Origin of the sequence: Micromonospora sp. WMMD712, from assembly GCF_029581295.1 — a bacterium.
Classification (GTDB): domain Bacteria; phylum Actinomycetota; class Actinomycetes; order Mycobacteriales; family Micromonosporaceae; genus Micromonospora; species Micromonospora carbonacea.
Genome location: NZ_CP120743.1, coordinates 2,715,065 through 2,730,073, shown reverse-complemented (window position 1 = coordinate 2,730,073; position 15,009 = coordinate 2,715,065). Strand labels below are relative to the sequence as shown.

The 15,009-nt window shown below is 75.5% G+C and carries 17 protein-coding genes; 3 read left to right on the top strand and 14 right to left on the bottom strand.

All coding sequences use genetic code 11. The features are described 5' to 3' along the window. Positions 1–31 precede the first annotated feature (31 nt). The 11 genes from O7633_RS11445 to O7633_RS11395 all read right to left on the bottom strand — a co-directional run bounded on the left by O7633_RS11445 (position 32) and on the right by O7633_RS11395 (position 7,217). Positions 32–442, bottom strand: coding sequence for a type II toxin-antitoxin system VapC family toxin (locus O7633_RS11445; RefSeq protein WP_278128630.1), 411 nt, complete (start codon positions 440–442; stop codon positions 32–34). After that, positions 439–717, bottom strand: coding sequence for a type II toxin-antitoxin system prevent-host-death family antitoxin (locus O7633_RS11440; RefSeq protein ID WP_282327784.1), 279 nt, complete (start codon positions 715–717; stop codon positions 439–441). The genes O7633_RS11445 and O7633_RS11440 overlap by 4 nt, the downstream gene beginning before the upstream one ends. Positions 718–807: 90 nt before the next feature. Continuing rightward, positions 808–1,182, bottom strand: a complete 375-nt coding sequence (locus O7633_RS11435; protein ID WP_282327782.1) for a type II toxin-antitoxin system VapC family toxin — start codon at positions 1,180–1,182, stop codon at positions 808–810. Next, on the bottom strand, positions 1,179–1,433 hold the full coding sequence (locus tag O7633_RS11430; protein ID WP_178067727.1) for a type II toxin-antitoxin system prevent-host-death family antitoxin: 255 nt from the start codon (positions 1,431–1,433) through the stop codon (positions 1,179–1,181). The genes O7633_RS11435 and O7633_RS11430 overlap by 4 nt, the downstream gene beginning before the upstream one ends. 135 nt (positions 1,434–1,568) lie before the next feature. Next, positions 1,569–2,447, bottom strand: coding sequence for an ABC transporter ATP-binding protein (locus tag O7633_RS11425; RefSeq protein ID WP_282328526.1), 879 nt, complete (start codon positions 2,445–2,447; stop codon positions 1,569–1,571). Continuing rightward, positions 2,444–3,520, bottom strand: coding sequence for an iron chelate uptake ABC transporter family permease subunit (locus tag O7633_RS11420; RefSeq protein WP_282327778.1), 1,077 nt, complete (start codon positions 3,518–3,520; stop codon positions 2,444–2,446). The genes O7633_RS11425 and O7633_RS11420 overlap by 4 nt, the downstream gene beginning before the upstream one ends. Next, positions 3,517–4,566, bottom strand: coding sequence for an iron chelate uptake ABC transporter family permease subunit (locus O7633_RS11415; protein WP_282327777.1), 1,050 nt, complete (start codon positions 4,564–4,566; stop codon positions 3,517–3,519). Before O7633_RS11415 ends, O7633_RS11420 begins: the two co-directional genes overlap by 4 nt. Beyond that, positions 4,563–5,501, bottom strand: coding sequence for an iron-siderophore ABC transporter substrate-binding protein (locus O7633_RS11410; protein ID WP_282327776.1), 939 nt, complete (start codon positions 5,499–5,501; stop codon positions 4,563–4,565). The genes O7633_RS11415 and O7633_RS11410 overlap by 4 nt, the downstream gene beginning before the upstream one ends. 63 nt (positions 5,502–5,564) lie before the next feature. After that, a complete protein-coding gene (locus O7633_RS11405; RefSeq protein ID WP_282327775.1) occupies positions 5,565–6,416 on the bottom strand; it encodes a siderophore-interacting protein in 852 nt (283 codons plus the stop codon). A 130-nt stretch (positions 6,417–6,546) separates the two neighbouring features. Then, positions 6,547–6,975 (bottom strand): type II toxin-antitoxin system VapC family toxin, encoded by a 429-nt coding sequence (locus O7633_RS11400; protein ID WP_282327773.1) that lies wholly within the window; start codon positions 6,973–6,975, stop codon positions 6,547–6,549. Next, positions 6,969–7,217: an Arc family DNA-binding protein gene (locus O7633_RS11395; RefSeq protein WP_282327771.1), complete on the bottom strand. Its 249-nt coding sequence runs from the start codon at positions 7,215–7,217 to the stop codon at positions 6,969–6,971. Before O7633_RS11395 ends, O7633_RS11400 begins: the two co-directional genes overlap by 7 nt. 273 nt (positions 7,218–7,490) lie before the next feature. On the opposite strand from O7633_RS11395, the gene O7633_RS11390 reads away from it, so the two are divergent. Next, on the top strand, positions 7,491–7,865 hold the full coding sequence (locus tag O7633_RS11390; protein WP_282327769.1) for a VOC family protein: 375 nt from the start codon (positions 7,491–7,493) through the stop codon (positions 7,863–7,865). 87 nt (positions 7,866–7,952) lie between these two features. Here O7633_RS11390 and O7633_RS11385 read toward each other — a convergent pair whose 3' ends face one another. Together O7633_RS11385 and O7633_RS11380 are read right to left on the bottom strand one after the other, a co-directional pair. Then, positions 7,953–8,594 carry a response regulator transcription factor gene (locus tag O7633_RS11385; protein ID WP_282327768.1) on the bottom strand — a complete coding sequence of 214 codons (642 nt, stop codon included), beginning with the start codon at positions 8,592–8,594 and terminating at the stop codon, positions 7,953–7,955. Continuing rightward, positions 8,591–9,862 (bottom strand): histidine kinase, encoded by a 1,272-nt coding sequence (locus O7633_RS11380; RefSeq protein WP_282327766.1) that lies wholly within the window; start codon positions 9,860–9,862, stop codon positions 8,591–8,593. The genes O7633_RS11385 and O7633_RS11380 overlap by 4 nt, the downstream gene beginning before the upstream one ends. Before the next feature lie 152 nt (positions 9,863–10,014). Between O7633_RS11380 and O7633_RS11375 the strand changes: the two genes are divergently transcribed. Together O7633_RS11375 and O7633_RS11370 are read left to right on the top strand one after the other, a co-directional pair. Continuing rightward, the gene (locus O7633_RS11375; RefSeq protein WP_282327764.1) at positions 10,015–10,767 is read left to right on the top strand and encodes an ABC transporter ATP-binding protein; all 753 of its coding nucleotides are present in this window, start codon (positions 10,015–10,017) and stop codon (positions 10,765–10,767) included. Further along, positions 10,764–13,334 (top strand): ABC transporter permease, encoded by a 2,571-nt coding sequence (locus O7633_RS11370; protein ID WP_282327763.1) that lies wholly within the window; start codon positions 10,764–10,766, stop codon positions 13,332–13,334. Before O7633_RS11375 ends, O7633_RS11370 begins: the two co-directional genes overlap by 4 nt. A 162-nt stretch (positions 13,335–13,496) precedes the next feature. Here the strand turns inward: O7633_RS11370 and O7633_RS11365 are convergent, their stop codons facing one another. Then, a complete protein-coding gene (locus O7633_RS11365) occupies positions 13,497–14,669 on the bottom strand; it encodes an acyl-CoA dehydrogenase family protein (RefSeq protein WP_282327762.1) in 1,173 nt (390 codons plus the stop codon). Positions 14,670–15,009: the final 340 nt, after the last annotated feature.

Below are 15,009 nucleotides of genomic sequence, written 5' to 3'. Positions count from 1 at the left end.
GACTGCGTGTCCGCAGTGGTGGACGCGTGGGTCAGTCCTGGCCGGGGCTGGCTACGGGCAGTCCTGCTTCCTTGGCGCATTCGAGCAGTCGCCGGTCGTAGGTGACGAAGGCGATGAGTGCCGTTCCGGACTCGTTGGTCAGAAGCTGGGCGGTGGCCAGATGGATGGCGTCGAGGCTGCGCAGGGTCGGCTCACCGAACGCGGCCGCGGTCGCGCGGATCGTGCTGTCGATCTCCAGTCGGAAGAGCCGTCCGACTGCCGCCGGCACGCCGATCAAGGCTTGCGGCGCCGACCGGCGCAACGCTCGGGGCACCTCCACCTCGACGAGCGCGGAGGAGACCAACGGCGCATCGTCGTGAGCGTTGAGCCAGGAGACAAGGTCGGCACTGAATGCCTCCTGCCGGACCAACTTGACGACGGCGGCGGAATCGAGGTAGATCACCAACGCTCCTCGTCGCGCATCGCGGCGAGCGTGGCGGCTACGTCCACATCCTCGTCGCCGAGCTTCGGTGGAAGCGGGACAGGGCCGCCGCCGGTCGGGGCGACGGCCCGCCCCGCAGCCACCAGCCTGGCCAGCGTCGACCGGTCGTCACCAACTGGAACAAGCCGGGCGATCGGGTGCCCGCGGTCGGTGATCTCGACGGTCTCGCCGCGGCTCACCCGGGCCAGCACCTGGCTCGTGTTCTGGTTCAGCTCCCGGACACCGATGCGCTCCATGGGCAAACTGTAGAATGGGATGTTCTACCTTTCCAGCTCCTGGCGTCATCAGGGCTGTCTCGTTCGGGCGCGCCGGGAAGAGCTCGTCCATCACACCTTGAGGACGTCCACGTCGTACAGCGCTATCGATGCGTCGCGGGTGGCCAGCGTCAGACCCTCGGTGATCGCCTGCGCCACCAGCATGCGGTCGAAGGGGTCGCGGTGGTGGGGCGGCAGGCGGCCGGCGGCGATGGCGTGGGCATGGGTCACCGGGAGCTCACGGAAGCCCATCTCCCTTACCCGCTCGGCGAGGTCAGGCGGCCCGACGAGCTTTCCCGCGCCCTGCTTGATGGTGATCTCCCACAAGGTGACGGGGGAGAGGAAGATGTCTGGGTCGTGGCGAAGCTGGTCGAGGAAATCGACGCCGAGGGTCGCATCACCGGTGATGGCCCAGAGCGCGACGTGCGTGTCCAGCAGCAGGGTCATGCGCCGATGCCGAAGTCGGCGGCGATCTCGGCGTTGGTCTGGGGGGAGTCCCAGTCGCCGGAGAGGTCCACCTGTCCGGCGAGGGAGCCGACCGCGGTGCGGTTGGCCCGTCGTACGAGCGGCACCACCTTCGCCACCGGGGTGCCGGCCCGGTCGATGATGATCTCTTCGCCGCGTTCCACCCGTTCGATGATGCGTGACAGGTGGGTCTTGGCGTCATGCATGTTGTAGTGCACGGCGTCAGCCGACATCATTCGACCTCCTCGTTTAGCTAACAACTTAGTCGACTCGACCCGATGGCGTCACCGATGCACCAGATGGGCTGCGCAAACTCGTCGGTAGCGGGTCGCCGGCCGTGGAACTCGACCACTGCCGACGTGTGCTGGTCAGCCCGTCGGCTGGCCCACCGACCCTTGCCCAGGCGGACGGACCGCTTCTCGAACTCCTCGCGAATTAGCGGGTGCCCGGCCGGTGAGCCCCGGTTCCCGGGTGTCGGCCGGCACGACCAGCGGCGCGCCGGTGACCGGGTCGGGGACGACCTGGTTCGGCATCCCGAAGACCTCGGTGACGAGTCCGCTGCCGACCGTCGTGGCGGGTGGGCCCTCGGCCACGATCCGGCCGTCGCGCATCGCCACGAGGTGGGTGGCGTACCGGGCGGCGTGGTTGAGGTCGTGCAGCACGGCCACGACGGTGCGGCCCTGGGTGACCAGGCGGTGCAGCACGTTGAGCACGTCGATCTGGTGGGCGACGTCCAGGTAGGTGGTGGGCTCGTCGAGCAGCACGAGCGGCGTCTCCTGGGCCAGCACCATGGCGATCCAGGCGCGTTGCCGCTGCCCGCCGGAGAGCTCGTCGGCCCGGCGGTCGGCCAGGTCGGTCGTGCCGGTCGAGTCCAGGGCCGCTTCGACGGCCGCCTCGTCGGCCCGGGAGAAGCGGCGGAGCACCCGCTGGTGGGCGTAGCGGCCCCGGCCGACCAGCTCCCGGACGGTGATCCCCTCGGGCGCGGTCATGGTCTGCGGCAGGAGCGCGAGCCGGCGGGCGCGTTCCTTCGCCGGCAGGGCGACCAGGTCCGAGCCGTCCAGCAGGACGCGGCCCGCGGCGGGGCGGAGCAGCCCGGACAGCGCCCGCAGGAGCGTCGACTTGCCGCACGCGTTCGGGCCGATGAGCACGGTGAACGAGCCGTCCGGCACCGCGAACGACAGCTCCTCGCTGACGATCCGCTGGTCGTAGCGGAGGGTGACGCGTTCCGCGCGGAGCCGGGCGTTCAGTTGGTCGACCATCGGTTCCTCCTGAACTCGTGGACGAGCAGCCAGAGCAGGTACCCGCCGCCGAGGGTGACCGTGACGACCCCCACCGGCACGGTCAGCGGGATCACGTGCTGGGCGACCAGGTCTGCGCCGAGCAGCAGCGCCGCCCCCACCCCGGCGGTGGCGGCGAGCGGCAGGCCCGGTGCCCGGACGACCCGGCGGGCGATCTGCGGGGCGGCCAGGGCCACGAAGGAGATCGGGCCGGCGACGGTGGTGACGGCGCTGACCAGGACGACCGCGACCAGGACGAGGGCGGCGCGGTCCCGGTCGACCGCGACCCCGCTGGCGGCGGCGACGTCGTCGCCCAGTTCGAGCTGGGCCAGGGCCGCCGCCCACAGGGGGGTGACCGCCAGCAGCGCCAGGACCACCCCGGCGGCGGGCCAGACCACCTCGGCGGTGGCGGTGTTGAGGGAGCCGGCGCCCCAGGCGGCGGCGAAGAGCGCCGTCTCCAGGTCGGCGCGGAGCAGCAGCCAGGTGTTGGTGGCGGCGAGCATCGAGGAGACCCCGACCCCGACGACGATGAACCGGAACCCGGAGAGGCCGTCCCGGTAGGCGAGCAGGTAGATCGCCAGGGCGGCCAGCAGACCACCGGCGAGCGAGCCGAGCATCAGCAGGTGCCAGCCGCCGCCGAGCAGCAGCAGGGCGATCAGCATGCCGCAGAACGAGCCGTTGGCCAGGCCGATGATGTCCGGGCTGGCCAACGGGTTGCGGGTGATGGTCTGGAAGATCGCCCCGGCGACGCCGAGCGCCGCGCCGAAGGCGATGGCGGCGGCGACGCGGGGCAGCCGCCACTCCAGCACGACGGTGCGGGTCAGCCCGCCGGTCCGGCCGCCGAGCACGCCGAGGACCTCGTCGAAGCGGAGCGGGAAGTCGCCCAGCCAGAGGCCGACCACCGCCAGCGCGGCGACGACGAGCGCGGCGACGCCGCAGACGGCGGCCTCGCGTACGCCGACGGCCACGTGGGCGCGGTCGGTGCCGAGCACCAGCCGGCGGCGCCCGGCGGCGCGGCGGACCGGCCGGCTCCCGGCGCTCACAGCGCGGTGGCCCGTCGCCGCCGGGCCAGCGCGATCAGCACCGGCGCGCCCACGAACGCGGTGACGATGCCGACCGGCATCTCGCTGGGCAGGACGGCGATCCGGCCGAGCACGTCGGCGAGCAGCACCAGGATCCCGCCGGCCAGCACGGAGCCGGCGAGGATCCGGCGCTGGTCGGTGCCGACGCCCCAGCGCACCAGGTGCGGCACCACGAGCCCGACGAACGAGATGGGGCCGGCGACGGCGCTCGCCCCACCGGCGAGCAGGGTCACCGCGCCCAGCACGAGCAGCCGGGTCCGGACGAGGCTGACGCCCTGCGCGGCGGCCAGGTCCGGGCCGAGCGCGAGCGCGTTGAGGCTGCGCGCCGCAACCAGCGCCGCGACCAGCCCGGCCACGATCAGCGGCAGCACCGGCAGCACCACGGCGGTGTCGCGTTCGAGCAGGCTGCCGGCGTTCCAGCCGCGCATCCGGTCGAAGGTGTCGGGGTGGGTGAGGGTGACCGCGGTGGTCAGCCCGGACAGCACCGCGCCCGCCGCCACGCCGGTCACCAGCAGTCGGGTGGGGGTGGCCCGCAGGTCGGCGGCGCCGCCGACGGCGTACACGGCGAGGGCGACCAGGAGCGCGCCCAGCAGGGCGAGCCACATGTAGCCGGCCGGCGAGGTGACCCCGAAGAAGGCGATGCCCACGGCGACGAACGCCGCGGCTCCGGCGTTGACGCCGAGGATGCCCGGTTCGGCGAGCGCGTTGCGGGTGAACGCCTGCATCAGGGCGCCCGCGAGCCCGAGCGCGGCGCCGACCAGCAGCCCGGCCAGGGTGCGCGGCAGGCGCTGCCCCCAGACGACGTACTGCGCGGCGTCGGTGCCGGCGCCCCGCAGCGCCGCCCAGACGTCCGACGGGGGCACCGGGTTCGCGCCCACGAAGATCGACAGCACAAACGACCCGAGGAGTACGGCGACCGCGCCGGCCAGCCACCGCCGGGTGGTACGGCGACGCGCGGCACGGCCGTGGACCGGCCGTGCCGCGCGGGCGGATGCGGTGGTGGTCAACTCGACGCGGCGAGGATGCGTTCGAGGTCGTCGAGGACGGCCTGCCCACCGACCGTGCCGACCCCGGTGATCCAGAAGGACTGGTCGACCAGGTGCAGGCGGGGGAAGGCGGCGGCGTTGGCGTCGACCGAGGCCGGGATGGTGCTGCGGTCGTTGACGTCGACGGTGGTGACGAAGACGTGGTCGGCCTTGGCCTCCAGCACCCGCTCGGGGGAGATGTCGACCGAGATGGAGTTCTCCCAGTCGCGCTGGGGGGTCTTGAAGCCGACGCACTCCAGCGTGCTGCCGGCGAACGAGGTGGGCCCGTACAGCGTGAGGACGCCGTCGCGGGGGCGGATGAGCTGCGCGGTCTTCCCGGCGGTGCCGAACTTCTTGGCGATCTCCGCGCACCGCTGCTGGTAGCCGGTGAGCAGCTTGCCGGCGGAGTCCGCGCCGCCGAGCGCGGTGGCGGTGAACGTCACGTTGTCCTGCCACGGGTCGGCCTGGGACGCCATGAAGACGGTCGGGGCGACGTCGGTGAGCTGGTCGTAGAGGGCGGAGTGGCGGGACTCGGTGCCGATGATCAGGTCGGGCTTGAGGGCCGCGATCTTCTGCACGTTGGGTTCCTGGACGGTGCCGACGGTGGTGATGCCGGCGGCCTTGTCCCCGAGGTACTTGGGCACGCCCGCGGCCTCGTTGAGCACGGCCGCGCCGACCGGGGTGATCTCCAGGGCGATGGCGGTGTCGAGCTGCACCGGTTCGAGGACGACGACCCGGGTCGGCGTGGCCGGCACGTCGGTCTTGCCGCGCGCGTGCTCGACGCTTCTGGTGTCGCCGACGCTGCCCGCCGGGTCGGAGTCGGCGGAGCCGCAGGCGGCCACGACGAGCGCCGTCGCCGAGGCGACCGTGAGGGCGAGGAGACGTCGGCGGGCTGTTCGAGGGGGTGTCGAGCGCATGGTGCAGGTTCCCGTCTGGTGACTTACGGTGATGTCAGAGTGGTAGGATTAGGTTAGCGTAACCTAATCTGTGATCTCCTCGCGGGTGGGGCGGTCGTGCCAGTACCCCTGCGTGTGGACCCGCTCCGGGGCGATGTGCGCCTCCGTGAAGAGCCGGCGCAGGTGCGCGATCCTGCTACTCTCCGTAGCCGCCCAGGCGTAGAAGCGGCTGCCCGCCCCGGCCGCCGCCGCGCCGTGCTCGGCCAGCCAGTCGCCCACCATGGCGGCCAGCGCCGTCCCGCCCCGGACCCCGTCGCGCAGCCGGACCTCGACCGAGTGGCCGGCGGTCACGTCGTCGAGGGTGGCGGCGTCCGCCGCCGTGCCGGCCTCCAGCAGGACGGTCGCCCGCACCCCCGGCCCGAGGCTGGGCAGGATGCCCCGCACCGCCGGGTACGCCGTCTCGTCCGCCGCGATCAGCACCCGCGTCGCCGGCCCCGGCTCCCACTGCACGCCGTAGCCGGGCTGACCGGCCCGCACGTGCGGACCCGACAGCATCAGCCGGTCGCCCGGCCGGGCCCCCGCCGCCCAGCCGCTCGCCGGGCCGTGCGGCTGGTGCAGGTAGAAGTCGAGGTCCAACTCGCCCGCCGCCGGCCGGGCCCGGTGCGCGGTGTAGCTGCGCAGCAACGGCCGCTCGCGGTCGGGCGTGGACCGCCACTCGCGCCGCCAGCCCTGCTCGGGCAGCCCCGCCCGCAGCCCGGCCGGGTAGTCGCCGCCGACCGGCAGCATGATCTTGATGCGCTGGTCGCGCTGGTGCGGGGCCATGTCCCGCAGCCGGTCGTCGCCGAGCGTGATGCGGACGAATCCGGGCGACAGTCGCCGGGTCGCCGTCACGGTCGTCTCGAACAGGACGTTGGGCGAGTTGCGGAAGGTCGACATGCCGGCAAAGGTTAGCCTAACCTGACCAGCGGCTCATCGGGCTGGTGCTGCTTGGCGCCGCGTCCGGCTCCCGGGTGCGCCGCCGGCCTCGCCGACCGGTGCCCGACTCGGCGCGGGCAGGGCGGTGGTCTCAGGCGTTCGTGGCCTGCCAGGGGTCGATGACTCCGATCCCCGTATCGGCGAAGTCCTTGATGTTGCGGGTGGCGAGGGCGGCGGCTTGGGTTCGGCAGATGGCGGCGATCTGGGCGTCGAACCCGTCGATCGGGCGGCCGAGCCTTTCCCTGCCGGCGACCACGTCGGCGTAGGCGCCGGCTGCCGCGAGGTCGAAGGGCAGCACCTGTCGAGGGGAGGCGGCGAAGATCTCGTTGGCGGCTTGGTGCAGCGATTCCCGACGCTGGCCCTCGGGCAGCCGAGCGATGCCGTAGCGGATCTCGGCGACAGTGACGACCGTGGTGTGGAGGCCGGCGCCTGAACTCTGTCGGAGCCAGGTGAGCACCGCCGGCGCGGGCTCGGCCCGCATCAGTTCGGAGACGACGCTGGTGTCGAGAACGATCACCATTCGGGCAGGCTCGCCGCGCGGGGTGAGGTGGAACGCGACGGCAACTCCAGGTCGACGCCGCCCAGCCGGGCGAAGCGCTCGGCGAGTGCGCTGAACAGGTCGGTCGCTGGCGTGTCCTCGGCGACGGCCGCGGTGAGGATGTCCCGGATCTCGGCTTCCATGGACTTGCCGTGCTGCGCGGCGCGGATGCGCAGCTTCTCCCGCACCGCGTCGTCGAGATCTCTGATGCTGAGGGCCGCCATTGCCTGTCCTTCGATCAGGGTTATGAGAGCAATGCTAGCGCCCTACGCTGGGTGGCCCCGCCTCCGAAGGTTTGCGGTGGCGATACGCCTCAAGTAGCGTCACCGATCGTGAACACCGGACCGGCATCTCGCCACGCACGGATCGGCGACCCGGTGGAGGGCTGACCGCACGGCGGGCGCCGGCAGGGCACCCCCCAGGCTCGGCACGCGGACCTCCCGGCGGCCTGTGCACCGCAGGTCCCCATCCGTGTCGAGCACCGCGAGGTCAACCCGATGTCAGTCACGTTCAACCACACCATCATCGCCGCCAGGGACCGCGCCGAGTCGGCCCGGTTCTTCCGCCAGTTGCTGGAGCTGCCGGAAGCGCCGTCCTGGGGCCCGTTCACCAACATCCAGCTCACCGACGGCGTGCTGCTCCAGTTCGCCGAGCCGCCGGTGGAGATCCAGATGCAGCACTACGCGTTCCTGGTCGACGACGACCTGTTCGACCGGGCGTACGCACGGCTGTGCGAGCAGGGCATCGAGCACTGGGCCGATCCGCAGATGCGCCGCCCCGGCGAGACCAACACCGAGCACGGCGGCCGGGGCGTCTACTTCAAGGACCCGGCGGGCCACGCCATCGAGCTGATCACCCGCCCGTACCTGTAGCCGGTTCTGCGGCCGGGCGGCCCGTCCACCGTCCGGCCGTCGGCCCGGGTGACCGGCGCCCCGGGCCAGCCGGTGACCTGTACGCCGTCAGCCCACGAGGCGGCGTTCCCAGGCCCAGGCGGCGATCTCCACCCGGTTGCGGGCGTCCAGCTTCGCCTGCACGCTGCCGAGGTGCGTCTTGACCGTGCCGACGGAGATGAACAGCTTCGCGGCGATCTCCGCGTTGGTCGCGCCCCGCGCCACCAGCCGCACCACGTCCAGCTCCCGCGGCGACAGCCCCGCCGGGTCGGGGCGCGCCGGCGCCGGCGGACTGAGCTGCCGCAGCAGTCGTACGGTGATCGACGGGCTGATCAGGGCCTCGCCGGAGACGGCGGCCCGGACCGCCTCCACCAGCAGGGCGGGGCCGGAGTCCTTCAGCAGGAACCCGCACGCGCCGCTGCGCAGCGCGGCGTGCACGTACTCGTCCAGGTCGAAGGTGGTCACCACGACCACCCGCACCGGGTCGACGACGCCGGGACCGGCGAGCCGGCGCAGGGCGTCCAGCCCGTTCAGCCTCGGCATGCGGATGTCCAGCAGCACGACGTCGGGGCGCAGCCGGCGGGCCAGCTCGACCGCCTCGACGCCGTCGGCCGCCTCGCCGGCCAGCTCCATGTCCGGCTGCGCGTCGATGATCATCCCGAACCCGGTGCGCACCATCGCCTGGTCGTCGGCCACCAGCACCCGGATCACCGGCCGCCCTCCCCGCCCGCGGGCCCCCGAGCCGCCGGGCCGGAAAGGCCCCGCCCGGCGGGCGACCCGCCGCCCAGCGGCAGCGCCGCGTCGACCAGCCATCCGCCGTCGACGCCGGGGCCCGCCCGCAGCCGGCCGCCGAGCGCGCCCACCCGCTCGGTCAGCCCGGTCAGCCCGAACCCCGGCCGGCCGCCGCGCTGCCCCCGCCCGTCGTCGGCCACCCGCACCGACAACCACTGCGGCGTACGGCTGACCAGCACGTCCACCCGCCGTGCCCCGGTGGCGTGCCGCCGGACGTTCGTCAGCGCCTCCATCACCACCCGGTAGGCCGAGGTGGTCACCTCGACCGGCAGGTCGCCGAGCGGCGCGTCGGCGTGCAGGTGGGCCGGGACCGGGCCGGCCGCGGTGAACGCCGCGACCAGCTCCGCCAGGTCGGCCGCCCCGGCCAGGGGCGTCACCGGGACGTCGGCCGCCCCGCCCTGACCGCGCAGCATCCCGATCATGCGGCGCATCGCCGTCATGGCCTCCGCGCCGGCCCGCTCGATCTGCTCCAGCGCGGCGACGGCCCGCTGCGGGTCCCGCTCGGCGACGTAGCGCGCGCCCTGGGCCTGCACCACGATCCCGGTGACGTGGTGGGCGACGAAGTCGTGCAGGTCCCGGGCGAACTCGGCGCGCTGCTCGGCGCGTACCGTCGCGAGCTGGCGCTCCCGGGCGGTCTCCGTGAGCCGCAGGTACATGCCGGCGGCGGCGGCCCCGGCCGCGAGCAACGCGTAGGCCATGCCGATGATCAGGTGGTCGGCGTCGACCTCGGCGCGCAGCGGCAGCGCGGCGGCGGCGAGGCCGGTCGCGGCCACGGCGGCCAGGGCGGGCAGCGGGGCGGCCCGCCGGGCCAGCACGAAGACCACCCCGAGCAGCCCGACCGACTCGGCCAGCCCCCACAGGTGGGCCGATTCCCGCACCGGCACGCGGCCGTCCAGGCCGTAGGTGCCGCGCAGGGTGGCGCACGCCACCGTCGTCGCCAGCGACCAGGCCGCCACCGCGCCGCCGGCCGCCGCCAGCCGGCGGGAGCCCTGCCGGTGGGCGGGCAGCCACACCGCCGCGGTGGCGACGGCCAGCGCGACCTGCGCCAGCGCGACCGGCACGGCCAGCGCGCCGTCGACGGGGAAGATCCGGTCGCCGACGACGTCGACCAGCCCGAGCAGGGCCATGCCGGCCAGGGCGGCGGCCTGCCCGGCCCGCCGCCACCCGCCGCTGAGGGTCCCGGTCATCGCATCCCACCGTAGCCACCCGGCCGGGCCGGCGGATCTGCCGAAAGTCGGAGCCGGCGGGCGCGGACCCGACTCCGGACGGATGCGCCGCCGGCCCCCGTGCCGGGAGGCTCGGCGGCGTCCCGGTGACCGGCACCGGAGGTGGAGGAGACATGACGACGCACCATCCTGACCCCACGGCGGCCGTCGCGGCGGTCGACCTGGTCAAGGTGTACGGCAGGGGAGCCACGGCGGTACGCGCCCTCGACGGCGTGACGGTGGGCTTCCGGCGCGCCGCGTTCACGGCGATCATGGGCCCGTCCGGCTCCGGCAAGTCCACCCTCATGCACTGCCTGGCGGGCCTCGACCCGGCCACCTCCGGGCAGGTGCTGCTCGGCGGCACCGACCTCGGCCGGCAGTCCGACCGGGTGCTGACCCGGGTCCGCCGGGAGCGCATCGGGTTCGTCTTCCAGTCGTTCAACCTGCTGCCCCAGCTCACCGCCGCGCAGAACGTCACCCTGCCGCTCGACCTCGCCGGGCGCGGCGTCGACCGGGAGTTCCTCGACCACGTGGTGGACGCGCTCGGCATCGGCGACCGGCTGGCGCACCGCCCCAGCGAGCTGTCCGGGGGCCAGCAGCAGCGGGTCGCCCTCGCCCGGGCCCTGGTGTCCCGCCCCGAGGTCGTCTTCGCCGACGAGCCGACGGGCAACCTCGACTCCCGCGCCGGCGCCGAGGTGCTCGGCCTGCTGCGCGACTGCGTGCGTACCCTCGGGCAGACCGTCGTCATGGTGACCCACGACCCGGTCGCCGCCGCGTACGCCGACCGGGTGGTGCTGCTCGCGGACGGCCGGGTCGCCGGCGACCTGGCCGAGCCCGACCGGGGCGCGGTCACCGCCGCCCTGCACGGCCTGGCGGCGGCCCGGTGAGCCGGCGCGCCGTGCTGCTGCGCGCGCAGCTCGTCGAGGCGGCCCGCCGCCCCGCCCGGACGCTGCTGATGGGCCTGGCCGTGATCGTCGCGGCGTTCGTCGTGTTCGGCACCGTGCTGGCCTACCAGGTCACCGAGCGGACCGTGCTCGCCGGCTTCAGCGGGACCCCGGCGGCGGCCGACCTGGTCGTCACCGGCGGCGACGGCGTCTCCCTGCGGACGCTGGACGCGGCCCGCCGGCTGCCCGGCGTCGCCGAGGCGGTCGGCCGCACGGACGCCTTCCACGAGTTCGCCGACGACCGGGGCGCGGGCCTGTCCGTGTACGCCGACCCCGGCTCCGGGCCGCTCGCCACGGCCCGCGTCGTGCAGGGGCGGTACCCGGCCACGGCGGGCGAACTGGCCGTCACCCGGCGCACCGTCGACCGGCTCGGGCTGGCCGTCGGCGGCACCGTGCGGCTCGCGGGGGCCGCGCCGGACCGGCCGGTCGGGCTGACCGTCGTCGGCGTGGTGGACGCGCCGGACGACTCGGAGGAGGCCGCCTACACCACGGAGGCGTTCGCCGCCCGGCTCGGCGGCTCCGACCAGCTCCGGCAGGTCGAGGTGCGGCTCGCCCCCGACGCCGACCCCGACGCCGTGTCCGCCGCGCTGACCCGCGCCGCGTCGGCCTCCGGTGCGTCGGCTCCCGGTGCGTCGGCAGGCCCGTCCGAGCGCGTCGGTGACGGCGTCGTCGTCCGCACCGGGGCGGAGGCCCGCCGCGCGGAGGCCGACGAGGTCAGCGGGCGTGTCCAGGACCTCTTCGCCCTCGTCACGATGTTCGTGGCGATCGCCGTCGTGGCGGCGGTGCTGGTCGCCACCTCCACGTTCCGGATCGTCTTCGCCCAGCGGATGCGGCAGCTCGCCCTGCTGCGCGCCGTCGGGGCGCCCCGCGCCGGCCTGTTCGGGGCGCTGGTCGTCGAGGGGGCGGGCACCGGCATCGTCGCGGGCCTGGCCGGCGTGCTGGCCGCGTACGGCGTCGGGCACGGGCTGCCGCCGGTGCTGCGGGCGTTCGGCCTCGCCGTGGCCTCGCCCGGCCACCCGATCGCGGCGGCGGTCGCCGTGGCGCTCGGCGCGGCCCTGGTCACGGCGCTGGCGGTGCTCGCCCCGGCGGTCACCGCCGCCCGGGTCGCCCCGCTGGAGGCGCTGCGCACCGCCAGCACCACGGCCGGCCGGCGCGGCATCGGCTGGGCGCGCGCCGGAGCCGGCGTCCTGCTCGCGGCCGGCGCGGTGCTGGCCGCCCTGCTGGTGGCGAGCCGGCTGCCCGGCCCCGACACGGAGAACTACGACCCGGCGGGGCCGCTGCTGGCGATCGTGGCGTCCGGCGCGCTCGCGTACGCCGCGCTGGTGGCCCTCGGCCCGCTGCTGGTGCGCCCGGTGCTGGCCGTCGTCGGCTGGCCGCTGCGCCGCCTCGGCCCGCTCGGCCGGCTGGCCGTCGGCGGGGTCGGCGGTGCGCCCCGCCGGGCGTCGGCCGTCAGCGTCGTCGTCGCGCTCGGGGTCACCCTGGTCGCGGGCGCGCTCGTCGGCAGCGCCTCGCTCGGGACGCTGCTCAAGCGGGAACTCGCCGGCATGGCGCCGGCCGATGTCGCCGTGACCGCCCGGGGCGACGGGCCGCTGCCGGCCGGGCTCGTGCAGCGGGTCCGGGGCATCGGCGAGCTGGACCGGGTGGTGCCGTACCGCAGCAGCCCCGACGTGCGCGTCGCCGGCGCGGAGGTCGACGGGCTCACCGCCACCGACCTGGACCTGCGCGCGCTGGCCACCTGGGCGGACTTCGGCGCGAGCGCCGGCCGGCTCACCGACGCCGGCCCCGGGCGGGTGGTGCTGCTGCGGTTCCTCGCCGACGAGGCGGGCGCGCGGCCGGGCGACGAGGTGACCGTCACCCGGGGCGACCGGTCGGTGCGGCTGCGGGTGGCCGCGACCATGGCGAACACCCCGGTCGGCGCGGGGCTGCTGGTCGACCCGGCGGACCTGGACCGCCTCGGTGTGCCGGCCGGCCCGACCGGACTGCTGGCCGACGTGGCGGGCGACGACGAGCAGGCCCGCACGGCGGCGGTGCGGGCCCTGCGCGCCGCCGGCGGTCAGCAGGTGGGCATCGTCGTGACCGCCGACGACCGCGACGAGCTGGACGGCCAGCTCGGCGCGCTGCTGGGGGTGCTGCTGGGGGTGCTGGGCCTGACCGTGGTCGTCGCCGTGGTCGGCGTCGGCACCACCACGGCGCTGTCCGTGGTGGAACGCACCCGGGAGTCCGGCCTGCTGCGGGCCGTCGGGATGTCGCGTCGCCGGCTCGGGGCGATGCTGACGGTCGAGGCGGGCCTGTACGGCGTCCTCGGCGCGGCCCTCGGACTGCTGCTGGCGTTGCCCTACTCGTGGCTGACCGTCGCGGCGCTGGGCCAGGACGCGCCCGTCGAGTTCCCGGCGGGGCAGCTCGCCGGGGTGGTGCTGGCCCTCGCGGTGGCGACGGCGCTCGCCGGGCTGCTGCCGGCGCGCCGGGCGGCCCGGGTGAGCCCGGTGGCCGCCCTGGGCGCGGGCGACTGACCCCACCGGCCCCGCCGGCCCGCGCCCGGTCGGGACCGGTCGGGCCTGGCCTGGTCCGCGCCGGGCCGCGCCGGGCCGCGCCGGGCCGCGCCGCGCCGGGCCGCGCCGCGCCGGGCCGCGCCGGGCCGTGCCTGGTCGGGCCGCCGCCGTGGGCCCGGGGTGTCAGTAGGCGAGCTCGACCGGGCGGCCGAGCAGCTGGCTGCCGTTGTTGCCCAGCCAGCCCTCGGCCGCCGCCGCGTGCTGCGAGAACGTGTGGATGTCCCGGAACCGGCGCTGCACGGGCGAGGAGTCCCGTGCCGCGCCGCCCCCGGCCGCCCGGTAACAGGCGTCCACGGCGGCGGTGGCGATCTCGGTGACCCAGGGCAGGCTGGCCGAGATGCGCGGCTGCAACCCGGCGAGCGCGACCGGGCCGCCGTCGTGCGCCGCCCGGAACAGGTCGTCGGCCAGCGACCGCAGCAGCGCCCGGGCCGCCCGGACGTGCAGGTCGGCCCGGCCCAGCCGCTCCCGGAAGGCCGGCGAGTCGGCCAGCGGCTGCCGGGCGTAGAGCCGCCGTCGGTCGCCGTCGAGCAGGGCGACCGTGTCGTCCAGGGCGCCCTGGGCGATCCCGACGGCCACCGCGCCCAGGTGCAGGACGAACTGGGCCAGCGGCGCGACGAAGCCCGGCCCCGGCACGCACGGCACCCCGGCGAACAGGTCGAAGCTCCGCTCGACCGGGCAGTAGATCCAGTCGGCCCGCACGTCGTGACTGCCGGTGCCGCGCAGCCCGAGGGCGTGCCAGGTGTCCGCCACCGTCACCTGCCCGGCCGGCAACAGCATCGAGCGGACCTCCACCGGCTGGCCGGCCGGGCCGGGCAGCGGCTGACCGTCGCCGGTGAGCACGCAGTTGCCGAAGATCCAGTCGGCGTGCCGGGATCCGCTGGCGAACGCCCACCGCCCCGTCACCTGGAACCCGCCGTCGGCCAGTTCCGCCCGCCCCTGCGGGGCGAAGCCGCCGGCCACCACGACGTCGGGGCCGTGGGCGTACAGCTTGTCGAACTGGTCCCGGGACAGCATCGCCAGCAGGTGCGGGGTCTCCGCGCCGATCATCACCGTCCAGCCCGTCGACCCGTCCGCACGGGCCAGCGCCTCCAGCACCGTCAGCCCGGTGTGCGGGTCGGCGTCGTACCCGCCGTGGCTGCGCGGCACGAACATCCGGAAGCAGCCGGCGGCCCGCAGCCGGTCGAGCAGGTCGACGGGCAGCTCCCTGGCCGCCTCGATCTCCTCCGCCCGCCGGGCCAGCTCCGGGGCCAGCTCCCGCACGGCCCCGGTCAGGCGAATCCGGTCCTGGTCGTCCACTGCGGCCTCCTGCTCACCCCTGACCCGCGACGCCCCTGCGACGCCACGGTCCGCGACGCCGACGTCGACGCCCTCGGCACAGACGGTCCGTCGCCCGACGTCCCGGCGGGAAGGGACAGCGGTACCGGCGGTCCGGGCCCGCGGCGCGCTGCGGAAGTTCCCGACCGGCCGGGACGGCACGCACCAGGCGCCCGGGACACCGGGACCGGCATGCTCGAACGGGCCGGGGCCGTCGCCGGCAGCGCTCCGTCGGTCCGCCCGCCAGCCGCCAGAACCCGGAGGTTCCCGTGCCCGTCAGCGGCCACCCCGTCCCCGCCCGCCGGTGGACGACTGTCGCGGG